This window comes from Yersinia sp. 22-579 (assembly GCF_030433455.1).
GTDB classification, from domain to species: Bacteria; Pseudomonadota; Gammaproteobacteria; order Enterobacterales; family Enterobacteriaceae; genus Yersinia; species Yersinia enterocolitica.
The window spans coordinates 157,932-182,935 of the sequence record NZ_JAUJTZ010000003.1 but is presented as its reverse complement, the minus strand read 5'-3'; the positions used below and the strand labels follow the sequence as shown (position 1 = coordinate 182,935).

The window sequence follows — 25,004 nt, the reverse complement described above, 5'->3', positions numbered from 1 at the left end:
CCAACTCACCGGGGAGTGACTTAAGCACTGACAGTAAAGCCCAGCATCATGCCGGTATCTTCATGTTCCAGCAGGTGACAGTGAGCCATATAAGGGTTGCTGGTTGGGGCCTGGTGATTAAAACGCACCAATATTTCACTGCGAGCGCCTTCCACTCGTACGGTGTCTTTCCAGCCACGGCGATGCTCCGCAGGTGGGTTGCCGTTTTCGCTCAGAATACGGAACTGCGTACCGTGGACATGGAATGGATGCAGCATCATGTCGCCTTCACCAGAAACCGTCCATTTCTCATATTTGCCCTGTTTGGCATCAAACGCCGCTTCGGTCATGGAAAAAGCTTTGCCATTGATCATATTGGCATGGCTGAAATCAAAAGCTGGAGCCGCGGTCATCGCTCCATGATTCATACCTTTCATATTGCCGTGGTCCATACCTGCCATCGCACCACTATCCATCCCCCCCATATTGCCGTGATCCATACTCATCCCTGCCATAGCTTGCATACCATAACGGCTCATCAACGCCTGCATGCCCAGCATATCCAGTTTAGGGTCCATCATCAGTTGGAACCAACGCTCTTGCAGCCCCGTGGCATCAGCAAGTGGCGGCACCACGACCAATGAATCCGGCAGCACTTTACTGCCTGCAACTAATGAAGGTTGGAGCCGTAATACCGGCAGTGGCTTATCAAATGGCGCTAATGTCATGCCCATCTGTTTTACCGGCAAAGTGACCAAATCAAGTGCCTTGCCATCTGAGGTATCCACCAACACCTCGAAACGCTCGCCCATCAGTATCGGCAATTCGCGCACCGCAACGGGTTCGGCCAAGAGACCACCGTCACTGCCAATCACATACATTGGGCGGCCATCGCTAAGAGCCAGATTCAGAGACCGCGCATTACATCCATTCAGCAGCCGTAAGCGCACCCAGCCGCGCGGGGTAATTTGCTGCGGATACTCGGCACCATTGGTGAACATTCGATCACCGAACCACCCCACCGCAGCCGTCATCACATCCAATTGATAGTCAATTTGACCATCTTTACCGAGTAATTTGTCCTGCAAAATAACCGGGATATCATCCACGCCCCACTGTTTCGGGAGCGGCAGTTTTTCGCTGTCACTATCATCTATCAGCACTAATCCCCCTAGCCCCATCGCGACCTGACGGCCGGTAATACCGTGAGTATGGGGATGGAACCAGCAGGTGGCGGCGGGTTGTTCTACTGTAAATGCCACCTGGCGTTTAGCCCCCGGCTGAATCAGAGCCTGTGGCCCACCATCGACGTCGCCGGGAATTTCCAGTCCGTGCCAGTGCACAGTTGTGGCTTCCGGTAAGGAGTTTGTGACATTAATCATGACTGGCTTACCGCGCTGCAAACGAATCGCTGGCCCTAATAAGTTGCCGTTATAGCCCCAGGTTTGAGTGGCGGCGGAGGGTAACCAGGCCATAGAGCCCGTTTGGATGTTCAGATTAATGTTGCCGCTGGCATCTGGTTGAAGTAATGGCGGGATGGGTAAAGGTGAAAAATCTGCGGCCAAAGCCGCGCGGCTCCATAAAGGCAGTGAAGTGGCGGCTCCAAGAGCTGCCGTTAACTTAATAAAATCACGGCGATGCATGGTCGTCTCCATTCTTGATTGTGGGTAAGTGATGGTGGGTAAGTGCCTACAGGGCACAAAAACAGCATTGTACGCCAGCATAAACCTTCCCCTTGAGGGAAGGTCAAGGAGTAATCAATCACTTTGTGAATCAATCCCCGTATATACCCACACGGGGAGCATAATAAAATTTACTCTGAACCATCACAGTGTGATAACGTCTGCTAACAATGAATAAGCCAGTCTCCGCTATGAAAAGAACAACATTAGTTATGCTGCTGCTCACTCTGTGCGGATTCTCATCTGCCAGTTCTGCATTAAGTGAATCTGAAGCAGAAGATCTTGCAGATCTGACTGCGGTATTCGTTTATCTGAAAAATGATTGTGGCTATAACGAATTACCCAATAATGAAATCAAACGGGCAATTGTCTATTTTGCTCAACAAAATCGCTGGGATCTGCGTAACTACAATAGCTTTAATATGAAAGCCTTGGGTGAAGAGAGCTATCGCGACCTGCGGGGCATTGCGATCCCGGTTCCTACCAAATGCAAATCTCTGGCTCGTGACTCTTTAAGTTTATTGGCCTACGCTAACTAGCGATCCCGCATTTACCCTTTCAGCCTAAAATTCAACCGTGCAACCTCAGCCAGAGTTGGCTATGATGTTGCCCCCATTTTTCATGGCTGTTACTGCGAAGGAGAAGCCCCGAACATGTCACAGAAAGAACTATGGTATGAAACATTACATGCCAACTTCGGCCAGTATTTTTCAGTAGAAAATGTACTGTACCGCGAGAAAACCGAGCACCAGGATTTGGTGATTTTTGAGAACCCTGTGCTGGGTCGGGTAATGGCGTTGGATGGCGTGGTGCAGACCACCGAACGCGATGAATTTATCTATCACGAAATGATGACGCACGTCCCTTTGTTGGCCCACGGTCAGGCAAAGAAAGTGCTTATCATCGGTGGCGGTGATGGCGCGATGCTACGCGAAGTTAGCCGTCACAAAAATATCGAACAGATTACCATGGTAGAAATTGACGCCGGTGTCGTCGAGTTCTGTCGCCAGTATCTGCCCAATCATAGCGCGGGAGCCTATGATGACCCCCGTTTCAAGCTGGTTATTGATGATGGCGTCAACTTTGTTAATCAAACCACTGAAAAGTTCGATGTCATTATCTCTGACTGTACTGACCCCATTGGGCCAGGGGAAAGCCTGTTCACATCGGCTTTCTATGAAGGATGTGCCCGTAGCTTGAATGAAGGCGGCATCTTTGTTGCACAAAACGGCGTGTGCTTCCTGCAACAAGATGAAGCGGTTGATAGCCATAATAAGCTTAGCCACTATTTTAAAGATGTCAGTTTTTATCAGGCAGCCATTCCGACATATTACGGCGGTATCATGACCTTCGCCTGGGCGACGCAAAATCCACAATTGCGCCAGTTGGATATCACCACGCTACAACAGCGTTTTGTCGAAGCGGGTCTGACCTGCCGCTACTATAACCCAGCCATTCATGTCGGCAGCTTTGCTTTGCCGCAGTATCTGCTGGATGCCTTAACGACCAAACGTTGATAATCCGTAAGGAGGTGAACTAAATTGTCCAAGCTTAAACTGCACGGCTTCAACAACCTGACTAAAAGCCTGAGTTTTTGTATTTACGATATTTGTTATGCCAAGACCGCAGACGACCGCGATGGCTATATCGCCTACATTGACGAACAGTATAATGCCAACCGCCTGACCGAGATCTTGACTGAAACCTGCTCGATCATTGGCGCGAATATTTTGAATATCGCCCGCCAGGATTATGATCCTCAGGGGGCAAGTGTCACGATTTTGGTCAGCGAAGAGCCGGTTGATCCACGCGATGTTGATACATCAGAGCACCCAGGCCCGCTGCCAAGTGCCGTTGTCGCCCATCTGGACAAGAGCCATATCTGCGTCCATACCTATCCGGAAAGCCACCCTGAAGGTGGATTATGTACTTTCCGTGCAGATATCGAAGTCTCGACCTGTGGCGTCATTTCACCGCTGAAAGCACTGAATTACCTTATCCACCAGTTGGAATCCGATATTGTCACCATGGATTATCGGGTGCGTGGTTTTACCCGTGATATCAACGGGGTAAAACATTTCATCGATCATAAAATCAACTCGATTCAGAACTTCATGTCTGACGATATGAAATCTCTGTATCACATGATGGATGTGAATGTTTATCAAGAAAATATCTTCCATACCAAGATGATGCTGAAAGATTTCGATTTGAAGCATTATCTGTTTAACGCCAAGCCAGAAGAGCTAAGCGCGGAAGAGAGAGAGCGTATTACCCACCTGCTGTATAAAGAAATGCAGGAAATCTACTATGGCCGCAATGTGCCAGAAGTGTGATGTTGTTTGGGTAATAACAAGTCAAAAATCCCGGTTTTCGCCGGGATTTTTGATTAAGGTAGTTGGGTAAGTAAGGCTTTAACTATCAGCCTTTGCAGCAGCTTCGTATCAATCTACCAATACCTGAACGGGTTTACCAATACGACTGAGCATATTAACTAGTGCATCGATGGTGAATTTGCTGGTTTTTTTGTTCACTACATCGGAAACTCGTGGCCGAGAAATATGCAACATAGTGGCTACATCTGCCTGCTTCATTTTTTGCTCAGTAATCCATACGGTAATCTCATCCATCAGCTTTTCCTTTATCGCTAATGTGTTTTCTATTTCACGCATGGAATCAGCATAAAGCACCGAGGCTTCTTTCTCGTCAAAGCCAAGGTCAGCAAAAATATTTGCTCCAGCCGGAGTGATATGGCGAGTTTTAGTATCAATTTGGGCGGTCATTTACTGTGCCTCCTTTGTTCAACTAGCACGCTATAGCGCACTTTAGCGATATCTTTATCGAGTTTACTCGTTTGCCGGGTCTTTTTCTGGAAGCTATGTAGAACATAGATAGCTTCATCGAACTTTGCCACGTACATCACGCGGTAGATTCCATTAGTATCACGCACCCGGATTTCATTTACGCCGGAACCTACATCAGAAAATGGTTTCCAGTCTTCTGGTTCAATACCATGTTGTATCTTATGAAGCTGATAACCGACATCTTTGCGCGCATCAGTAGGAAAGACCATCAAATCTTCAAACGAGGAACCCATCCAGATAATTCCCTTTTCCTCTCTTGCTGCTTTGTTTTGCATAGCACTTCCTTTTGCATAACACCTCCATTGCGTACAAAATTTTATACATAAAGCATGCGCAGTACAAGAAAGAATAGTGGATGAAGTTCTCAACCCGCGGTCAGTTTTTCTTGATCACTACGGTAAACACCGCACCAGCCACACCACCGAAAAATCGGATAATCTGAGCCTGATGTTCAGCTTTCTCCTGCCACGGCTGTGACCCGATGATATTCTCACCCATCACCATACCGGCCAGCTCACTGGGTTCAGGTGTTCACTTTTTAATGTGGGCAATATCAGACTAAAAAACCCGGTTTTTGACCGGGACTTTTGATTAAGGTTGTTGGTAAATAAGAGAGAAATATCAGCCTTTACAGCGACTAAGGGCTAATCGAAATGCAGCACCGATTTCACTTGGAGGGCTATTAACAGGTAGAATAACTTTATCTCTTCCGCCGCGCCCCGTTCCACCCCACGCCTCCAATTTTTCATGGCGCATGGGCGAGATAGTGATCACATCATTAAGACAATGAATAGAGCAGTTTTTCATATCCTTAAATAGTGCCCGCTTGGTTTTATAACCGTACCTCTCCATTAGCATCGCTATCCAGGCAGCATATTGCTCTTTGCCTTTCTCAAGATCAAAAAAATCAGCGGACTCTTCAAGTGATAATGTCCGGCTGTTTGATAACGCAATAAGCACAGCTTCACCGATAGTTTGATCATCTGCATCTGGTGGTAATAGATGGGGAGGGAAGAGTGGATCGCTCCCCACCATACCAAGGCCAGAATCAGTCTCAATACTCAAAAACTCATTGGTGCAATAGCAACTGACCCAATAATCCTGATTTTGGTTAAATTTCATCATTTCACCTGCGTTACCCTAACGTTTACCCGCTGACTTTTCCCATACTCGATTGCCCGATTTATCTCAGCCCACTGTACTTTGGTAGTATTGGCAGGCACGGCCAACTGGATTTCTTTGCTGGAAATCATTGAAGAATCGAGTTTCCGCTTTGAAAGACTATATTCCTGAAACTTCGCAACCGTATCTATATTCCCTTTCAGCGAATTGTAGATTTGCCTTGGGTTTGCCACTCTGGCGGCAGTGGTGGTATCCAGAGTTTTTACACTAATGGCCGTTCGGGAGATGCGATTATAGTAATCAAAGGTTTTAAAGTTTACCGGTAACCGTGAATTTTGCGGCAATTGAGTCCCGACATAATTTTCCCACGGCATTCCTTGCTGGCTAATACCTTGCCCCCATTTGATACCGGTTGTCGACTGATTTACCGTCGCAATCCTTGGCACCGCAAACTTCTCAACCTGCCTTGCTGCAAAGCGTGTGCTGCCTTTCACCAAGACGCCAGCACCTGTGACATAACCGCCATACTCAACCAGCAGCTTACCCGCTTCAACACCTGAATCATAGGCACCGCTGCGACCCGCTTGCTGGTAGTGTGCTTCCATTCTGTCAATACGGGCCAGCCAGTCTCGTTTGACACTTTGCGCCACCTTGCCCAATACATTATCGCCGTTTACCAGCTCTTTTAACGCCATAAAGGTTTGCTTAGGTTCTTTCAGCACGCCAAGCAGCCCTATCGCACTGTCATGCAAACCCTCCGGTACACCCGCAACAATACCTGCTGCAAAGGCTCCATCCTGAGTCGCACTGGTTAATCCCCAATGAACAAAAACGCTACCTTTATCTGCCAGCGTTTTGGCAGCAGCCATCTCTGTTTCCATTAACTTTTGTTGATGATGGCTGAGGTAATTATAACGAAATGCCGTTTCAGCAGCGCTGGCTCCGCTGTACGCGCCTTCTGCTTTGCCGGTAAATACCGCACCGGCCACACCACCGAAAAATCGGATAATCTGAGCCTGACGTTCAGCTTTCTCCTGCCATTGCTGTGACCCGATGATATTCTCACCCATCACCACACCGGCCAGCTCGGCGGCCAGTGCTCCGGCGGCGGCGCCTTTCGCAGTACCGCCACCAATTTCAGCCGCAACCCCAGCAACCAGCGCATGGCTTAAGGCTTTGCCCGACACGCCTAATACATCGCCATTATTGCCGATTAAATGAGCGCCCTCAGCATGCAACTGAGACCCCACACTGGTTAGTAATGCCGTGGCCAGATTATCTTTAAAGCTGCCACCATTGATGGCGGTGTTCAGGCTGGAACTGATAATCGACTGACCGGCCACCCGTTGGGCGACCTTGCTCCAGTCGCCATGACTAAGCTGCGGTAATCTGGCACTGGTCGTGCTCGCTGTTTTAGCACCTTTAGCCGCGCTATCGCCCCCGATCGCAGCATCGAACCCAGATAAAGCGCCCCCAATAGCCATGGAGGTCACCAGAGATTTGACCGACGATTTACTCCCCATGTCTTTGAAAGTTTTGGAGATATCGCCCTTGTTATTCATCAAAGACACCGCGGCCTGCGATGCCAGTGCCGACATTCCAGCAGAAACCGCACCACCAGCCACCCCACCACCGGCAGCCGCTCCGGCAGCGACCACCAGCCCCGACCCCGCCGTAGCAGCTGCTATTGCAATCGCTATCACGGCCGCCACTACAGGGTTCAGGTGCTCATTTTTGTGATCCCAATGGTGGTAGGCATCCATGACTTTTTGCCACTGCACATCATCGCGCAGATTTAAATCATTAAGCCATTCATTACCGGGGGTCTTGCTCAATGCAGTAATAGCACTGCGCAATGACTCACCATTCTTCACTTTTACATCAGCACGGATACCCTGCGCGGCATCAACAGTTAATTCACCGCCGGTGTGGATTGTGGGTAACACCCACTTTTCATCCAGATACCCCTTATCGGTATATTTGATATAGAAGCCTTTCGATAGCTCGGTTTTTTGTTGAAAAGTGATGTCTTTGACCGCTTCAAATATCACTTTGCCGTGGGTACTGGTCAGTTTGGCGTTCTGGCCGGCGGCAATTTTGCTGGCCTGATAGGTGCTGTCATCACGGCTGAGTAAACTGATATCACCCTCAGCGGTAAATTCAGTGACTTTGTTGGTGGCCACATGCTGCACATTGTGGTGTGATTTTTTGCGCCCCCACCACTTGCGGGTCTGCCAGTGCTGCTCCGAATGGCTGGTTTCCTCCATTGCTTGCGCGAACAGGTAGCCGCCTTTGGCGGCGATATCCATCACTTTTTTAACCATCAACTGGGTGGCCTGAAACAACATGCTGCCGTTTGAAATTAACGTCAGCGCACCGCCGCTGTTGAGTTGAGTGGATTGCTGGAGTTTTCTGTAGCTGGAATTATCGCCACCGCCGTAATGACTCTCATTCAATACCGATTCAAAGCGCATATCGCCGCCGGAAGTCAGTGTCATATCACCGCCAGCAGCGAGTTCTGCACCCTGGGTGATAAGCTGGTGATTGGCCACCGCATTCAGAGTGTTGCCGGCTTTGAGGCGAGTAGCGGCATGGCGGGTGTAGCGTGAGCGATCAGTCCAATCAGTACCAGTGTATGGCAGCGCCGCTAGCTGAATATGTTGCCCGGCTAATAAGGTAAGATTATTGTCCACATTAATATTACTGCCCCGGGTCAGAATATCGCGGCCCGCATTAATTAAGGCATTGCCTTTGGCATTTATCTGAACTGTATAATCAGGAGTTTCGGAGCGGGGAAATATATTAAAAAATACAGAACCTTGATGGTTGTTATTATAACGCCCCATAAGATCTGACCAGACAGTTCTATTATAAGGTTCCAGTTGAATATCACGGGCAGCGTGCAAGTTAATTTCTTGCCCAGCGTTTAGCTTAATCCCCTGTAACATCAGATTATTACCGGCATTCAGTGTGATATCGCCACTACTGGTTAATCGATTGGATAACGATAATAGTTGGTTAATCTGTTTCAGATACTTTTCTGGTTCTAAAAATCCATCGGTAATTAGGATTTCTTCGGGCTTGAGCACATGTGAAATATTAATATCATGTCCGGCGGACAAGCTAATGTTAGCTGCCGGATGGATAAGGGTATCGGTTAATTGAATATCTTTAGCGGCAATGGCAGTAAAATCGTGGCTGGCTTTAATGCGATTAAATACCTGCGCATCATCTGGCTGACGCGAAGACCTGTCAGGTGAATTTGTTTTAATATCCCCCTCTCGGCTCAGTAATAAAATGTTCCTCCCCAAAAACTCACTTGATGATGAGTTAATATCATTCAGTGCCGTCAGTGAAATATCCTGACCACGCAAACTGCTGTTGGCTAATGCAATGCGGTCTTCTGCAATAAAGGTAATATCGCCACTGGCCTGTATTAAATCACTGCTGGAAATAGTCTTACCATGCAGTAAAATATTATGCCCTTTTAATACCGGCGGTGTGAATTCGGATAATGATATAGGAGCAGTTTTATCTATCTCCGGCACCGGGCGCTGTAACTGAATCTTGTTGTTAAAGTCCAGTACGGCATTTCCGCCTGCCACGACTGTCGCTCTGTATTTTTCAGCCTCAGTTAACTGGTAATATAATCGTTCGTCATGAAAAACATAATAATCCGGCCACTGATAATCCACTCTATAATAACGAAATTCATCTTTCACCCATTTACTGGCGCTGCTGTTTAAAAAATCATTACCGGTCAGGAAAATATCTTTTGCTGCTCCTATATGACTACTTTTATTCTCTAACTGGCTGGCATTAATATACAGATTACTCCCTGAATGCAGGGTGGCAGCCGGTGATGGTGCATTCAGTTGCCAGATATTTTTTTCAGTGTTGACCCGCCAGACACCGCTTTGCCATTCACCGGTTTCGATAGCACCAAACCATTTTTCGGGCAGTGCTCGGGTGGGCCAATCGTATTCTAATGTGATAATAACTTTGCCCGGAGAATCGCTATCGTCATCGTAATCATTAAGCTGGCGCGAATCTGGCGTTAGTTTCTGCCACCCGGCAGTTACCATCGGGCGACTATTTTCCAGTTTTTCGGTACGAATAATTAAGTCACCACTTTTTGTTTTAATGGTGCCAGACTTATTTTCAACCAGAGTATTTTTATTCCCATCAGCATCTTTTTGTATCCACATATTATTAGCAATAATCTGTGCTTGCTGACCGCTATTACGCACTTGATCACTAAAAATACGCAGGTCACCCTCTGCTGTTACCTGCCCTAAGTTATTAAATTCAGTGTTTACCAATGTAATATCACGCCCGCTGAGCAATTTGTCGCCCTGGGCAAGGCTGGTCTTCTTGCTGGTAATATTCAGATTATTTTTCGCCGTAATATTACCTAAATTAAGATCACCGGCGACATCAAACCTAATATCACCTTGATGGCTGACGATATTTTTAGCATTAACAGTGTTCGCTTTTTCCGTTGATATTAATCGAATACTGTTAGCATACATACCGCCCAACTCTTTGGTATCTAATACTATTAAAGGTTTTGTCTCTTTTGATAATAGTGACTGAATATCACCGCTTTGATAGTTAACCTGATTGGTACCCAGTATCACGTCAAGCTGATTAGCACGGATTTCACCGTGAAGTTTTAACCCACCAGTGATGATTGCCGTATTATTCTGATTGAGGGCATTAACCCCCTTGCTCCCCACAACAATAGCGGTGTTTTTGGTAATATTTAGGCTATCCAGTTCACCCTGAGAATTGAATACCGGCCTACCGGTGGTTAAAGTGATGCCACTGGCATTACTAAAATTGCAGCCATTGCAGTACAAACCATTTGGGTTAGCAATAATCACATCTGCTTTCGGGCCGAAAACTTCCAGCGTGCCGGTCAGCTCGGAGTAATCGCGACCTATCACCTCATTAATGATTAATTTTGCACTATTACCTTCATAAAAATTACGGTTGGCAGCCAATTGCCCGACTAACGATGACTGGCCCGCCTCGGTGGAATTATTCAGCACCATACCGGGTGCGTCGACATTAAAACTTTTGAAGTGGTTATGGGAAATACCGGCTGGATTAGGTGCAAGGATATTAACGATCGGCGTTTGCCCACGGGCGGTAATCTGTAACATATTGATATTCAGTTTACCGTCAATTAACGTGTGCTTATTGGTGTTAATAAAACTACAGCCGTTACATTGCAACCCATTAGGATTGACAATAATCACTTCAGCTTTCTTACCAAAAACCTCCAGTTTCCCTGCCAATGTTGTGGAATCACTACTCTGAACCTCGTTAATGATTAATTTTGCACTGTTGCCATTTAAATTAGGATTGGCAGCTAACTGGCCCGCTAATACTGACTGCCCTGCCTCTGTTGCATTATTGAGCACTGCTCCAGTTGAATCGATATTGAAAGATTTATAGTAGTTATGAGAGATCCCAGATGGGTCCGGTGTAGCAATATTAACCACTGGCAGCTGTCTCTGCTGGGCAGCAATAGCCGGATGTAGAGGTTGTACTGCGGTAAGATAAATCAGAAGCCAACTGGCGATTCGCGTCCGTGTATTACTGAATTCTGCCATAACATCACCGTCCTGGTATGTGCACTGAAGAAGTCGCAGAGTGCTATCACCTCTGCCGGTTATCTTTTATTCCGTCAATCAAAGATACAACTCAGGAATAGCTCGTATTTTAACCAATTAAGGCGCGGATTTTTATCGTTGTTTGGCTGAGTTTATTTATTAATTTATTGTTTATTAAACTAAAACTTATTAGTAGATCATCAGAAAGCACTGATCTCGATGAAATAAAACAGTTCAGGATATATGGCGTAATTAAGCAATAATTGATCTTCCGCTATTCCCATCGCCCTGACCGGCAATGTATAAGAAGATCCTATTTTCTCCGTCTGATATCGCACAAGGATGATGCCCCTGTTATGAATCGCCTCCCGACCCTGTATGGCATTATTGCGATCCTGCTCTGGAGCATGAGTGTCGCCTTGACGCGTGGGTTATCTGAAACGTTAGGGCCATTTGGCGCGGGTGCAGCCATTTACACCGTCAGTGGTATCTTGGTGTGGCTGGTGGCGGGTAAACCGACCGTACGCGGTCAACATCCGGCTTATCTATACGGTTGTGGTTTGCTGTTTGTGGTGTATATGGTGGCTTTTGCCTTAGCCATCGGAATGGCGAATGATCGCCAGCAGACACTGGAGATAGGTCTGATCAATTACCTGTGGCCGAGCTTGACGCTGCTATTGGCGGTACCGTTACTTAAACTCTGTGCACGATGGTGGCTCTGGCCGGGCGCGGCTCTGGCCCTGTTTGGCGTGATTTGGGTGGTCAGTGGTGGGAATGGGCTGGATATCAAAGTGCTCAGTGCCAATGTTAGCAGTAACCCATTGGCTTATAGTCTGGCGCTAATTGCGGCCTTTACCTGGGCCGGTTACTCCAATCTGGTGCGGGTATACAGCCGAGAACCTGGGGCATTACCACTGTTTTTGCTCGCCTGTGCGCTATGCCTGTGGGTGATGTTCTTTATGCTGACACCCGGTAAGTTGCATTTCACCCAACGCGCCACTTTTGAACTGCTACTGATGGGGGCCAATACCGCGCTGGCCTATCTGTGCTGGGATATCGCCATGAAAAAAGGCAACGCCACACTGGTCGCTGCCCTCTCTTACTTCACACCGTTGTTATCAATACTGATTGCCAGTTTATGGCTCAATACTCCCCCCTCAGCCGCATTCTGGCCGGGTGTTGCTATGGTAGTGCTCGGCTCGTTGTTATGTTGGTCTGCCAGCCGCACACCCCTTCGAACTTGAAGCCGCAGGGTTGTTAGCTACGCTTGCTTACCCGAATTACTTACTTATGTAAGCTCATCGGGATGCGCTCACTTGCTGCCTACCTGCAACTCCACGTTCTTTGGGTCGGTATTTTATTTAGTCATGATGAAGTTACGGTAGCCTTGCAATACCAGCAGAAAGTCCTCTAAACCACACAGGCAGAGGCTTTCTTCGTCATAGTAATTCATGCCTTCTTCCATCTCATCGCCTTCAATATCTAATTGATTGGCGCGCACCATCACTTCTTCACCATCCAGCCACAAGGTATATTCATGACCATCCAGCTGCCACTGCCGTTCACTGCCTTTGACTTCAGCCGCTGCGGCTTCAATTTGATCGAGTTTGGCTAAATCGCCTTTAATTTCTTCATTGAGCCAGTGGCCGATCACTTCATGTCCCATGGAGAATCTGACCAGTACTTGCCCGGTTAAATCACGCAAGAATTCATAGTCCATAGCACGTCCTCCTGATGCCCTTCTAATTATTGTAACCGTATTTAGTTATCTCACTTGGCGCAAGCTCGCAAAGCCAGTAAATAGCGGCAATATTTCACTTCGATGCGATGTTTAAAATAGAAACGGGAGGCCATAGGCCTCCCGTGAGTGCTGGAATATAGCGGTTTACACGGCGGTTTGGAAGATCACACCATCTGCTTTATCCGTATATTGGCTCAACTGATCAAAATTCAGATAGCGGTAAGTATCTGCTGCGGTCTTATCAACCTGAGCCATATAAGTTTGATATTCATCAGGAGTTGGCAGACGTCCAAGCAGTGATGCAATCGCTGCCAGTTCAGCCGAAGCCAGATAAACATTCGCCCCATTCCCCAAGCGGTTCGGGAAGTTACGAGTCGAAGTAGAAACAACCGTCGCCCCATCTGCTACACGTGCCTGGTTACCCATACACAGCGAGCAGCCTGGGATCTCAACACGGGCACCACTCTTACCAAAGACACTGTAGTAGCCCTCTTCGGTCAGTTGCGCGGCATCCATTTTGGTCGGCGGCGCGACCCACAGGCGGGTTGGCAACTGACCTTTGTGTTGATCCAGTAGTTTACCGGCCGCACGGAAGTGGCCGATGTTGGTCATGCAGGAACCGATAAATACTTCATCGATTTTGCTATTAGCAACATCAGACAGCAAACGCGCATCATCCGGATCGTTAGGCGCACAGAGAATCGGCTGGGTTATTTCCGCCAGATCGATTTCGATCACCGCAGCGTATTCCGCATCCGCATCACCTTCCAGCAGATTCGGGTTAGCCAACCAGCTTTCCATACCATTGACACGGCGCTCCAGTGTACGACGGTCACCGTAACCTTCGGCTATCATCCACTTCAACAACACAATGTTGGATTGCAGATATTCAATGATCGGCGCTTTATCCAGTTTGATGGTACAACCGGCAGCAGAACGTTCTGCGGAGGCATCGGCCAGCTCAAATGCCTGTTCAACTTTCAGCTCTGGTAAGCCTTCAATTTCCAGAATTCGACCAGAGAAGATGTTCTTCTTGCCTTGTTTCTCAACTGTCAGCAGACCTTCCTGAATCGCGTAGTAAGGGATAGCATGCACCAGATCACGCAGGGTGATACCCGGCTGCATTTTACCTTTAAAGCGCACCAACACCGATTCAGGCATGTCCAGAGGCATTACGCCTGTTGCTGCCGCAAAGGCCACCAGACCAGAACCCGCAGGGAAGGAAATGCCGATAGGGAAACGGGTGTGAGAGTCACCACCAGTACCGACAGTGTCCGGTAACAACATACGGTTGAGCCATGAGTGGATGATGCCATCACCTGGGCGCAGTGACACACCGCCACGGTTCATAATAAAGTCAGGTAATGTGTGATGAGTGGTCACGTCTACAGGCTTCGGATAGGCCGCAGTATGACAGAATGACTGCATCACCAGATCAGCTGAGAAACCCAGACACGCCAAGTCTTTCAGCTCATCACGGGTCATTGGACCGGTGGTATCTTGTGAACCGACCGAGGTCATTTTAGGTTCGCAATATTCACCCGGACGCACACCTGCAACGCCACAGGCACGACCCACCATTTTCTGCGCTAGCGAGAAACCTTTGTTACTCTTAGCAACCGGCTTCGCCACACGGAAGACTTCGCTAACTGGCAGGCCCAGAGATTCGCGCGCTTTGGTGGTCAAACCGCGGCCGACGATCAATGGGATACGGCCACCGGCGCGCACTTCATCCAACAACACGTCAGTTTTCAGTTCGAAAGTGGCTAAAATCGCGCCAGTATCATGGTGACGCACTTCGCCCAGATACGGGAAGATATCAATTACATCGCCCATATTCAGGTTGCTGACATCTACTTCGATTGGCAATGCACCCGCATCTTCCATAGTGTTAAAGAAGATTGGCGCAATTTTGCTGCCCAGCACCACACCACCGCCGCGCTTATTCGGCACGTAAGGGATGTCGTCACCCATAAACCACAGCACCGAGTTGGTGGCTGATTTACGAGAAGAACCGGTTCCGACCACATCGCCAACGTAGGCCAATGGGAAACCTTTTTTATTCAGCTCTTCAATCTGTTTGATTGGGCCAACACTGCCCGGTTGATCCGGATGAATGCCTTCACGGGCATTTTTCAGCATCGCCAGCGCATGCAGTGGGATATCAGGGCGCGACCAGGCATCTTGAGCCGGAGACAAGTCATCGGTATTGGTTTCACCGGTGACTTTGAATACGGTTACCGTGATTTTCTCAGCCAAAGGTGGGCGGGAGAGATACCATTCGGCATCAGCCCAGGATTGCATAATTTTCTTGGCGTGAGGATTACCTGCTTTGGCTTTTTCTTCTACATCGTAGAAGTTATCAAACATCAGCAAGGTGTGAGATAAAGCTTTGCCCGCAATCGGAGCCAGCTTTTCATTATCTAACGCATCAATCAACGGATGAATATTATAGCCGCCCTGCATGGTACCAAGCAGTTCAATTGCTTTCTCAGGGGTAATCAGTGGGGAGTGGGCTTCACCTTTGGCTATGGCCGCCAGAAAACCGGCTTTAACATAAGCTGCTTCATCAACACCGGGGGGAACACGGTTAATCAGCAGATCTAACAGGAATTCATCTTCGCCCGCAGGCGGATTTTTTAATGATTCAACCAGCGCTGCCATTTGTGATGCATCTAATGGCTTGGGGACGATACCCTCAGCGGCACGCTCGGCCACGTGCTTACGGTATTCTTCTAGCACGACTCTCTCCTCGCTTTAATTATCATTTATACCCAACATCTTTCAAACCGCAGATGTGTTGGCTGCTCTCACTCACCCGAATCACTTACCCATGTAAGCTCATCGGGACTCTCTCGTTTGCCGCCTTCCTGCACTTTGAAATCTATTGGATATATTTTCTTGGCTTATCTGTAGTCACCAGCCATCATCAATGATGCACCAGGTGTAAGGTAAGATGCCCAGTTTCGCTCAGCCAGCATACCAGTATTTGAACTCAGTGTTAATTCGTTCACATAAAAGCAACATTAAATTTTTGCTGAATCGTTGAGCGCAGTGTAATCACCTAAACTATTGATAACCGCTCTCAGTTAGCCCCTTGCAAGAGGGCTAATATCCGCAAAACCTCCCCGCATAATAACCATACATTAGGAATGGATACCATCTCTCGGTGAAAATCTCGTGCTGTTGATGGGGCTTTTAGAACGCGGAATGAGGAGGGGAAAATATTGTGGCGATAAATGCAGCAGAAACAGCCGATAATGACTGTTTCTGCTGTAACAAAATAATTTTAGAATTGAGTATTCAAGCTAACAAAATATGTCCGCCCCGGCTCATTATAGGTTGCTGCACCGGCACCGGCGATATTCGCTACGTTCTGGGCATTCCCTTCACGGAACTGGCGTTTATCGAACAAGTTTTCAATACCGGTGGTCACACTGACATTTTTTGTCACTGTGTAGCTGGCGCTCAGACCAAAGATGGCATATGGACTAACTTCATTGCGCGCCGTACCGGTGACTGGCAGACCCTGATAGTCATATTTCTTCGGTTTCTGACGCCCATACCATGTCACGGTAGACAGTAAGGACAAATCATCCGTAGCCTGCCAATTCACTGAGCTGTTCAGGGTAAACTCCGGTGTGATAGATAAGTAATCGCCGGTAGATTTGTTCTTCGACTCCAGCATGTAGGTCAGGTTGCTGCTCCATTGCACCGTGTCAGTGAATGGTACCGTCAGGTTACCTTCCAGCCCTTCAACCAAGGCTTTCGGCACATTTTCCCACTTGAAAATATCGGAATTAGCATAAGTTCCGGTGCCACCACTGGCGGTCCCCAGAGAGACTAAACCTGGCTCAATCTTATTACGGTAATCGTTACGGAAATAAGTGATACCCGCAATAATGCCATCATCATGGAATTCGAAACCAATCTCTTTGTTAACGCTGGTTTCTGCTGATAAATCGTCATTACCCATCAAGTAACAGCTACCGCCGCCGCCATAGCAACCCTGACCACGGCTATACAGCAGATAATTGGGGTTGGTTTGATAGAGGTTTGGCGCTTTATAGGCGCGGGCAATCCCCATTTTCATGGTGAAGTAATCGCCCAGTTCCTGTGACAGGTTTAACCCCGGACTCCAGTTGCTCCCTGCGGTGCTGTGATGGTCAAAACGCAGCGCTGGGGTCAGCATTGTGGTATCTGTCAGCTCGATATTATCTTCAACAAACACCGACGCTATCTGTGCTGAAGTGCGCGTATTTCGGCCTGTTCCCGTTAAACCACTGACACTGCCACCCTCAGTTGTCGTCTGGGTGTTGGAAGTCGGGTCATTCATTTTCTGGTCATTCCATTCCGCACCAACAGTGAGCACTTGATTAACCCCTAACTCAAATGGCAGGTTAACCTCGGAATGGGCCAGATAGTTGTCCAGCTTGATTGTACTGAAATAATTATTTGAGAAGATACCCTCAGTCCCCCCTGCCAGCCCCTCATTAATACGTGAGTTGCGGGTATTTTCATACTGTACATAGGAGGTGGTACTGACGCCGTTATCCCAAAAACCACGGTGCGTTAATGAGAAATTATCGCGATACATCACGTTGGTTTCGGCGCCATATAGGCTGCGCACAATGGCATTGCTGTTGGTGTTTTGTGTATCACCAGCATAAATATTCCCCTGACGGCTATAGCCCGCCTCGAACTCCAGGGATTGGCCCTGCGCAAACTCCCAACGCAGTAACCCGTTGATATCTTTATTACGAACCCCTTCACGCCCAGCAGGCAATGTGCCAGCCTGATTACCGGTTCGGGCAGATTCATGGCCTTGGTTAATATCCCAATCATCAGCATCAGTTTTATTGTATCCACCGTATAAGCGGAAACTGACGGTATCACTGAGTGGCCCCAACAGGCTGAAGTCAGTACGACGGGTCGCGCCTTCTTCGCTATGCTGCGGCAGATTCATGTAAGCATTCCAACTGCCATGCAGTTCTTTGTCCGGCTGTTTGGTGATGATATTCACCACGCCACCTGCAGCACCATTACCGTAGCGCGCTGCGGCAGGCCCGCGTAACACTTCGATTTTCTCAACCATATTCGCCGGTACCCAGTTGGTATCACCACGGGTATCGCGCTCACCACGCCAGCCATAACGCACGGCATTACGGCTCGACACCGGAATACCATCAATCATAATCAATGTGTTTTCAGGCCCCATGCCGCGAATATCAATCTGACGGTTATTCCCGCGCTGACCGCTGGCTGAGTTACCGGACAAGTTAACGCCTGGCATGGTACGGATAATTTCAGACAAATCATTAGCTGGAGGTCGTTTGCGGATATCTTCCGCCGTGATAGTCGATGCACCAAGTGCTTGACGGACTTGCTGCTGGGCCGTGACCACCAAGGTATCGCCAGTGGTTGCTTTGTTGTCAGTCGCCGTTGTTTCTTTTTGTTGTGTTGCGGCTGTATCAGACCCTGCCTGAGTGGTATCTTGTGTCTGCGCCCAAAGCGGAGTCGAAATACAGATACCAATCAAGCTCGCTAAGGTCGTCAGAGAGCGCCGCTGCCATTTTACTTTCATTACACTTTCCCCGATGCAAACGCCCACAGCAAATGTCAGCAGAGGAAAGTCTCTGCCAATCTATTCATAGGGCAACAAAAACGAACAAGATTGATAATTATTTTCATTATCAATTCATCTAGCTAATTGTTACATTTGCAATCAGAAAAATGGTTTGTGCAAACAGCAAAACCCTTTGTTATAAAGTCAATGTTGTCAAAACATGAATATCTTTAGAGAGGCCATCATGTCGGCGGTGAAGAAAAACAAGTTGCGCAATATTTCCCCGTCATCCAAACCGATTTATCGCGACCAAATTGTGCAACAGTCAAATCTGGTCGCCAGCGACTATCAACTGAGTGGCGCGAAGTCATTGTCCACTGATCCGGTTTTGTATGGCGATTTTCAGGTATTGCGTCTGAATCCGCATCTGATCCTGCATACCGCGAATGTGACTAACCTCTACGATATCAAAACCCAGAATCAGCTCAATCCGGCGCTGAAACTAGCCATTGTGGTCAGTGGCAGCGCACATATCTCATTTGGCGGTAAAGAACTGCATTTGCAGGAAAAGGGCGATGCCTCACTGGTTTCCCTGACTGAAAACACCCTATTTACTCGCCACGGTAAGAACAATAGCCATGAGCGCACTCTGACCCTCACCTTTGACCGTGAATGGCTGTATGGCGATCTATTACCGCAAGCCGGTTCTTGGGATGCGTTATACAACTTTACTCAGCAACATCTGGCGATTCATTTATGGCGGCCATCAGTTCACGCCCAAGCCATCGCCCAGAAAATAGCGAGTGCTCCGCCCTTTTCAACGCCACTGGAACGTTTGCATTGTGAAACACAATGTATTGGCTTAATTATCGAAGCATTCAGTTCGCTGGAGCAGCAGGCGTTACAGCAAAATAAAGTCTCTTTACGTGGCATGAATCGAATCCAGCAAGTACGTGATTGGCTGGAAAGTGGCGAGGCAGACCATCTGTCGATGGGTGAATTGGCGCGTTTGGTCAATATGAGTCAAAGCACTTTGCAGCGGCGTTTTCGTGAAAGCTACAACATTACGGTATTTGAGTATTTACGCCATTGCCGTTTAAAGCGCGCCATGCTGGCTATCCAGAAAGAAGGGATCACTATCGATCAAGCGGCAACTATTGCGGGTTATACCAGCCCGGCGAATTTCGCTACGGCGTTGCGCCGCACTTTCGATATTTCGCCCAGCCAATTACGTAATGGGATCTATCCCTAAATAAAGAACATCACTCAGGCTCTATATTAATATTACTATAAATTCCGTTATATTTTATCATCCATAGATTATTCCTTTCGTTTTAAAAAATAAAATTTATTTACATAAGAAAGAAATATAACGTCGTCACGCCAGAAACATTTAAAGCAAAAGTTATTGTATCTATGCAAAAGGACACTGCATGAATAAAACAGCAATGATATCCTTGTCATTAATAATACTATTTATTAATGACACACACGCCAGACCAATAGAACCTAAACGTAGAGTGGGGCAAGATTGGAAAGAATTTCAGCACCAACACTGTAAATGGCGTATGGGGCATACGTGTAAAGAGGTGCACGAAGATGAGGGAAAATTACCCACAAGAACAGATGAAGAAACTGCTTTGGAGGTTGGCCTCGGTCTTCTATTAGGAGGGCCCACACCACAACCTAGAGGATTTAAATTTTCCATAGGAAAGCTACCGATTAAACCGACCACAAAAGCGCCATCCCCCACCAGAATCTCCACAGCACCCAAACTCAGTGCTAATACAGAAAAAACGGCCTTATTATCCGTGAGCTCAAAACCGAAAGCCAAAGGGATATTAAAAAGAATTAATGGCAGCATTGGCTATCTTTTAGGTGATCCAAACACACCGAGTTTTAGTGGAGAACCACAGATTAAGCGTCTAAATATAGACACCTCAGAATCAAATGTAGACTCGGATTCAGGTTCTTACTATGAATATGACATATCAAGTATGAAAGAATCTGATATCGAGGATGTTAATTATCAGCAATTTGAAAAAAGTAAACTCACTGTCATACATAGGAGAAGCCCTATTCAGGAAAGTGAAATAGAAGTCGTCATTAAAGAAATGGAAAGTATTTATAGCGAGGAATTTTGGCATGAAACCAATTTGGATATACATGATGAGATTGAAAAATATAATATATTAAGCACTAATAAAAAAATCAGTTTCCAAGATTACTTTGCCTTCAGAGACTATACTGAAGCTGGCTATGTCAGAGTCAATAATGCCATACGAAGCAACAATATCACGCCAGAAATAAAAATTGAAATAGAGCAATTAACTAATGCACTAAAATCTCATTCAGATATGAATACCTCATTAAAAAATAGATCATTAAAAAATTTAAGTTACGATGATATAGACATTGTTTATCGAGGTGAAGTCAGAAACAGGGCAGAATTTGAAGCCGAAATAGTCGAAGAAAAAACCTACAGCAATGATGCTTTTTTTAGTACAACGTCAGACGAAGAATATATCACAAACTTTAATACTGAAGATCTCAATGACGGAGAAGTCAATGTAAGATACACCATTCAATATCCCAAAGGGTTAACATATAGTACTAATGTCTCATCCCTGCTAGATAATACCGAAGGTACCAGAATATTTATTCCTCATAGCGTCTTTTTAGTTACTGAAATAAATACTATTGATAACGCAACAATTGAAGTAGAAATGCGAGCTCTCAGGGGGTTAGGATCAAAATTCACTCCCCCGCCGATCCAAATTAATTAAAATTATTGTTTCCATAAAAAACGGCCCCTATCACGGGACCGTTTCAACATTGACTTCAGCAAATACTGCGTCAGCGAAAACTTATTTCTTTTTCGCTTTCGGGTTAGGCAAATCAGTAATGCTACCTTCGTAGATTTCTGCTGCCAGGCCGACAGATTCATGCAACGTTGGGTGAGCATGGATAGTCAATGCGATATCTTCAGCATCACAACCCATCTCGATCGCCAGACCGATTTCACCTAACAGTTCACCACCGTTAGTCCCGACAATTGCACCACCGATGATACGGTGTGTTTCTTTGTCGAAAATCAGTTTGGTCATACCGTCTGCACAATCAGACGCGATAGCACGACCTGATGCCGCCCACGGGAAGGTGGAGGTTTCGTAGCTGATGCCTTTTTCTTTAGCTTCTTTCTCGGTCAAACCAACCCATGCGACTTCTGGTTCAGTGTACGCAATGGATGGAATAACTTTCGGATCGAAGTAATGCTTCATGCCGGAGATAACTTCAGCAGCAACATGGCCTTCGTGAACACCTTTATGTGCCAGCATTGGCTGACCCACGATGTCACCGATAGCAAAGATGTGCGGTACGTTGGTACGCAGTTGTTTATCAACGTGGATAAAGCCACGTTCGTCAACTTCAACGCCAGCCTGACCTGCATCCAGCAATTTACCGTTAGGTACACGGCCGATAGCCACCAGCACTGCATCATAACGCTGTGGTTCTGCTGGCGCTTTTTTGCCTTCCATCGTGACATAGATACCGTCTTCTTTGGCTTCTACCGCAGTCACTTTGGTTTCCAGCATCAGGTTGAATTGCTTACTGATACGTTTGGTAAAGACCTTCACTACGTCTTTGTCAGCGGCCGGAATAACTTGATCAGCCATTTCGACTACATCAATCTTCGAGCCCAACGCATGGTAAACAGTACCCATTTCCAGACCGATGATCCCGCCGCCCATGACCAGCAAACGCTCAGGAACGGTTTTCAGTGCCAGCGCATCAGTGGAGTCCCAAACACGTGGGTCTTCATGAGGAATGAATGGCAGTTGGATTGGACGAGAGCCAGCGGCGATAATCGCGTTATCGAAAGTAATAGTCGTCGGGCCGTTTTCACCCTCAACCACTAAGGTGTTCGCACCAGTAAATTTACCCAAACCGTTAACTACTTTGACTTTACGGCCTTTAGCCATACCTGCCAAACCACCGGTTAACTGATTGATAACTTTCTCTTTCCAAACACGTACTTTATCAATATCAGTTTTAGGCTCGCCAAACACGATACCGTGTTCAGCTAATGCTTTAGCTTCTTCGATAACTTTAGCGACGTGCAACAACGCTTTGGATGGGATACAACCGACATTCAGGCAAACACCACCCAGAGTGGCGTAACGCTCAACCAGAATGGTTTCTAAACCTAAATCCGCGCAACGAAAAGCAGCAGAGTACCCTGCTGGGCCTGCCCCAAGTACCACGACCTGAGTTTTAATTTCAGTACTCATCATGACCTCTTAATTGTTTGTCCGGCGGGTCAGACATCATTTTTAGGCTAATTAATTGCATAACGCCTTGATCCACCGTGACGCTTGCACCGCGTGCAGTTTACAGAATTGTTAATAAACTGAAAAGCCGCATCGCGTGACGAGTGTCTCAACAACCTTGTCGACTTATGTAACGAGCCGACAAAGCCGGTTCATAACTGTCTTTTGTCTGTCTGTAATAGTAACAAGGCCGGCGCTAAGCCGGCCTTGACGATTACATCACCAGACGGCGAATGTCGGCCAGCATATTGTTGATGATAGTGATAAAGCGCGCACCATCAGCACCGTCAATCACACGGTGGTCGAAGGAGAGCGACATCGGCATCATCAGGCGCGGCTGGAACTCTTTACCGTTCCAGACTGGCTCTATCGCAGACTTGGAGACACCCAGGATAGCCACTTCCGGCGCGTTAACAATCGGCGCGAAGTGAGTTGTCCCGATACCGCCCAGGCTGGAGATGGTGAAGCAACCGCCCTGCATTTCGCCAGCGGTCAGCTTGCCATCACGAGCTTTCTTGGAGATAGCCATCAGTTCACGGGACAGTTCAGTGATGCTTTTCTTGTTCACATCCTTGAATACCGGAACGACCAAACCATTTGGCGTATCTACCGCGACACCGATATTGATGTACTTTTTCAGCGTCAGCTTCTGACCATCTTCGGACAGTGAGCTGTTGAAACGTGGCATCTGCTCGAGAGCAGCAGCAACAGCTTTCATGATGAACACCACTGGGGTGAACTTCACGTCCAGCTTACGCTTGGCAGCTTCGTCGTTCTGCTGCTTACGGAACGCTTCCAGATCGGTGATATCGGTTTTGTCGAAGTGAGTGACATGTGGGATCATGACCCAGTTACGGCTCAGGTTAGCACCAGAGATTTTCTGGATACGACCCAATTCCACTTCTTCGATTTCGCCGAACTTGCTGAAATCAACTTTCGGCCAAGGCAGCATGCCTGGCAGACCACCACCGGTGGCAGCCGCTGGAGCCGCTTCAGCACGTTTGACAGCATCTTTCACATAAGCCTGAACGTCTTCGCGCAGGATACGGCCTTTACGACCCGTACCTTTCACTTTCGCCAGATTCACGCCAAATTCACGGGCCAAACGACGGATAACCGGCGTTGCATGCACGTAAGCATCATTCTCAGCGAATTCACCTTTGCTGACAGCAGGTGCCGATGCAGCAGCGGCTTTGGCCGGCGCAGCAGCAGGTGCGGCTTGCTGGGCTGGTGCAGCAGCAGGTGCCGCGCCTTCAACTTCAAACACCATGATCAGAGAACCGGTTTTCACTTTGTCGCCGGTGTTAATTTTGATCTCTTTCACGATGCCCGCGAAGGGTGCCGGGACTTCCATCGAAGCTTTATCACCTTCAACGGTAATCAGTGATTGTTCAGCGGCAACTTTATCGCCCACTTTCACCATCACTTCTGTGACTTCAACTTCATCACCACCGATGTCTGGTACTTCAACATTTTTGGCAGCAGAGGCAGCCGGTGCAGCAGGAGCCGCCGGTGCTGACTCAGTTGCCGCAGCTGGTGCCGCAGCACCTGCCACTTCAAATACCATAATCAGAGAACCAGTGCTGACTTTATCGCCAGTGCTGATTTTGATCTCTTTAACCGTACCCGCGAATGGTGCAGGCACTTCCATAGAAGCTTTATCGCCCTCTACCGTGATAAGAGATTGTTCAGCGGCAACAGTGTCGCCCACTTTGACCATCACTTCAGTGACTTCAACTTCATCACCGCCGATATCTGGTACTTCAACATTTTTAACAGCCGATGCTGCAGGAGCCGCTGCCGGAGCAGGGGCCGCTGATTTCTCTTCCGCTTTAGCAGGTGCCGCAGCGGCACCTGTTGCTTCGAAGATCATCATCAGTTTGCCGGTTGCAACAGTATCGCCAACCGCAATTTTGATTTCTTTAACGACACCTGCCTGTGGTGAAGGGACTTCCATAGAAGCTTTATCACCTTCAACAGTGATAAGTGATTGCTCAGCTTCAACGGTATCACCCACTTTCACCATAATTTCGGTGACTTCAACTTCATCTGCACCGATGTCCGGTACTTTGATTTCGATAGACATTATTCAGTACCT

17 protein-coding genes are annotated in these 25,004 nt (G+C 47.5%); 6 read left to right on the top strand and 11 right to left on the bottom strand.

Going from position 1 to position 25,004, the window contains the following annotated elements; genetic code table 11:
• Window positions 1-20: 20 nt before the first annotated feature.
• Entirely contained in the window at window positions 21-1,622 is a 1,602-nt protein-coding gene (cueO, locus tag QSV56_RS04900) for a multicopper oxidase CueO (RefSeq protein WP_046051580.1), read from the bottom strand.
• Window positions 1,623-1,852: 230 nt separating this feature from the next.
• Between cueO and QSV56_RS04895 the strand changes: the two genes are divergently transcribed.
• The 3 genes from QSV56_RS04895 to speD all read left to right on the top strand — a co-directional run bounded on the left by QSV56_RS04895 (window position 1,853) and on the right by speD (window position 3,997).
• Window positions 1,853-2,200, top strand: a complete 348-nt coding sequence (locus tag QSV56_RS04895) for a YacC family pilotin-like protein (protein WP_016266377.1) — start codon at window positions 1,853-1,855, stop codon at window positions 2,198-2,200.
• Between the two features lie 114 nt (window positions 2,201-2,314).
• Window positions 2,315-3,178, top strand: coding sequence for a polyamine aminopropyltransferase (gene speE, locus QSV56_RS04890; protein ID WP_019080484.1), 864 nt, complete (start codon window positions 2,315-2,317; stop codon window positions 3,176-3,178).
• A 24-nt stretch (window positions 3,179-3,202) separates the two neighbouring features.
• Complete coding sequence (gene speD / locus QSV56_RS04885) at window positions 3,203-3,997, top strand: adenosylmethionine decarboxylase (RefSeq protein ID WP_005156788.1); 795 nt, start codon at window positions 3,203-3,205, stop codon at window positions 3,995-3,997.
• Between the two features lie 108 nt (window positions 3,998-4,105).
• Here the strand turns inward: speD and QSV56_RS04880 are convergent, their stop codons facing one another.
• The 5 genes from QSV56_RS04880 to QSV56_RS04860 form a co-directional block, all read right to left on the bottom strand.
• Window positions 4,106-4,444, bottom strand: a complete 339-nt coding sequence (locus QSV56_RS04880) for a helix-turn-helix domain-containing protein (protein ID WP_046051581.1) — start codon at window positions 4,442-4,444, stop codon at window positions 4,106-4,108.
• Window positions 4,441-4,758 carry a type II toxin-antitoxin system RelE/ParE family toxin gene (locus QSV56_RS04875; protein WP_080342210.1) on the bottom strand — a complete coding sequence of 106 codons (318 nt, stop codon included), beginning with the start codon at window positions 4,756-4,758 and terminating at the stop codon, window positions 4,441-4,443. Before QSV56_RS04875 ends, QSV56_RS04880 begins: the two co-directional genes overlap by 4 nt.
• A gap of 142 nt (window positions 4,759-4,900) precedes the next feature.
• Window positions 4,901-5,023 carry a hypothetical protein gene (locus tag QSV56_RS04870; protein WP_258018767.1) on the bottom strand — a complete coding sequence of 41 codons (123 nt, stop codon included), beginning with the start codon at window positions 5,021-5,023 and terminating at the stop codon, window positions 4,901-4,903.
• A gap of 123 nt (window positions 5,024-5,146) precedes the next feature.
• The gene (locus QSV56_RS04865) at window positions 5,147-5,647 is read right to left on the bottom strand and encodes a contact-dependent growth inhibition system immunity protein (RefSeq protein WP_046051583.1); all 501 of its coding nucleotides are present in this window, start codon (window positions 5,645-5,647) and stop codon (window positions 5,147-5,149) included.
• A complete protein-coding gene (locus tag QSV56_RS04860) occupies window positions 5,647-11,268 on the bottom strand; it encodes a DUF637 domain-containing protein (protein WP_301211040.1) in 5,622 nt (1,873 codons plus the stop codon). The genes QSV56_RS04865 and QSV56_RS04860 overlap by 1 nt, the downstream gene beginning before the upstream one ends.
• Window positions 11,269-11,624: 356 nt before the next feature.
• On the opposite strand from QSV56_RS04860, the gene yddG reads away from it, so the two are divergent.
• Window positions 11,625-12,512, top strand: a complete 888-nt coding sequence (gene yddG, locus QSV56_RS04855; protein WP_301211037.1) for an aromatic amino acid DMT transporter YddG — start codon at window positions 11,625-11,627, stop codon at window positions 12,510-12,512.
• 113 nt (window positions 12,513-12,625) lie between these two features.
• Here yddG and yacL read toward each other — a convergent pair whose 3' ends face one another.
• The 3 genes from yacL to QSV56_RS04840 form a co-directional block, all read right to left on the bottom strand.
• Window positions 12,626-12,988 (bottom strand): protein YacL, encoded by a 363-nt coding sequence (gene yacL / locus QSV56_RS04850; protein WP_019080488.1) that lies wholly within the window; start codon window positions 12,986-12,988, stop codon window positions 12,626-12,628.
• A 165-nt stretch (window positions 12,989-13,153) separates the two neighbouring features.
• Window positions 13,154-15,751: a bifunctional aconitate hydratase 2/2-methylisocitrate dehydratase gene (gene acnB / locus QSV56_RS04845; RefSeq protein WP_046695434.1), complete on the bottom strand. Its 2,598-nt coding sequence runs from the start codon at window positions 15,749-15,751 to the stop codon at window positions 13,154-13,156.
• 547 nt (window positions 15,752-16,298) lie between these two features.
• Window positions 16,299-18,593: a TonB-dependent siderophore receptor gene (locus QSV56_RS04840; RefSeq protein WP_050161901.1), complete on the bottom strand. Its 2,295-nt coding sequence runs from the start codon at window positions 18,591-18,593 to the stop codon at window positions 16,299-16,301.
• Between the two features lie 226 nt (window positions 18,594-18,819).
• Between QSV56_RS04840 and QSV56_RS04835 the strand changes: the two genes are divergently transcribed.
• Window positions 18,820-19,827, top strand: a complete 1,008-nt coding sequence (locus QSV56_RS04835; protein ID WP_019083966.1) for an AraC family transcriptional regulator — start codon at window positions 18,820-18,822, stop codon at window positions 19,825-19,827.
• 181 nt (window positions 19,828-20,008) lie between these two features.
• On the top strand, window positions 20,009-21,361 hold the full coding sequence (locus tag QSV56_RS04830; protein WP_301211030.1) for an ADP-ribosyltransferase: 1,353 nt from the start codon (window positions 20,009-20,011) through the stop codon (window positions 21,359-21,361).
• An 81-nt stretch (window positions 21,362-21,442) separates the two neighbouring features.
• Here the strand turns inward: QSV56_RS04830 and lpdA are convergent, their stop codons facing one another.
• Window positions 21,443-22,867, bottom strand: a complete 1,425-nt coding sequence (gene lpdA, locus QSV56_RS04825; protein WP_005156808.1) for a dihydrolipoyl dehydrogenase — start codon at window positions 22,865-22,867, stop codon at window positions 21,443-21,445.
• Between the two features lie 253 nt (window positions 22,868-23,120).
• Window positions 23,121-24,992, bottom strand: a complete 1,872-nt coding sequence (aceF, locus tag QSV56_RS04820) for a pyruvate dehydrogenase complex dihydrolipoyllysine-residue acetyltransferase (protein WP_046695437.1) — start codon at window positions 24,990-24,992, stop codon at window positions 23,121-23,123.
• Window positions 24,993-25,004: the final 12 nt, after the last annotated feature.

Coding starts and splice junctions, on each gene's coding strand:
- cueO (WP_046051580.1), bottom strand. CDS start 1,622: ATGCATCGCCGTGATTTTATTAAGTTAACGGCAGCTCTTGGAGCCGCC.
- QSV56_RS04895 (WP_016266377.1), top strand. CDS start 1,853: ATGAAAAGAACAACATTAGTTATGCTGCTGCTCACTCTGTGCGGATTC.
- speE (WP_019080484.1), top strand. CDS start 2,315: ATGTCACAGAAAGAACTATGGTATGAAACATTACATGCCAACTTCGGC.
- QSV56_RS04880 (WP_046051581.1), bottom strand. CDS start 4,444: ATGACCGCCCAAATTGATACTAAAACTCGCCATATCACTCCGGCTGGA.
- QSV56_RS04875 (WP_080342210.1), bottom strand. CDS start 4,758: ATGGGTTCCTCGTTTGAAGATTTGATGGTCTTTCCTACTGATGCGCGC.
- QSV56_RS04870 (WP_258018767.1), bottom strand. CDS start 5,023: ATGGGTGAGAATATCATCGGGTCACAGCCGTGGCAGGAGAAAGCTGAA.
- QSV56_RS04865 (WP_046051583.1), bottom strand. CDS start 5,647: ATGAAATTTAACCAAAATCAGGATTATTGGGTCAGTTGCTATTGCACC.
- QSV56_RS04860 (WP_301211040.1), bottom strand. CDS start 11,268: ATGGCAGAATTCAGTAATACACGGACGCGAATCGCCAGTTGGCTTCTG.
- yddG (WP_301211037.1), top strand. CDS start 11,625: ATGAATCGCCTCCCGACCCTGTATGGCATTATTGCGATCCTGCTCTGG.
- yacL (WP_019080488.1), bottom strand. CDS start 12,988: ATGGACTATGAATTCTTGCGTGATTTAACCGGGCAAGTACTGGTCAGA.
- QSV56_RS04840 (WP_050161901.1), bottom strand. CDS start 18,593: ATGAAAGTAAAATGGCAGCGGCGCTCTCTGACGACCTTAGCGAGCTTG.
- QSV56_RS04835 (WP_019083966.1), top strand. CDS start 18,820: ATGTCGGCGGTGAAGAAAAACAAGTTGCGCAATATTTCCCCGTCATCC.
- QSV56_RS04830 (WP_301211030.1), top strand. CDS start 20,009: ATGAATAAAACAGCAATGATATCCTTGTCATTAATAATACTATTTATT.
- lpdA (WP_005156808.1), bottom strand. CDS start 22,867: ATGAGTACTGAAATTAAAACTCAGGTCGTGGTACTTGGGGCAGGCCCA.
- aceF (WP_046695437.1), bottom strand. CDS start 24,992: ATGTCTATCGAAATCAAAGTACCGGACATCGGTGCAGATGAAGTTGAA.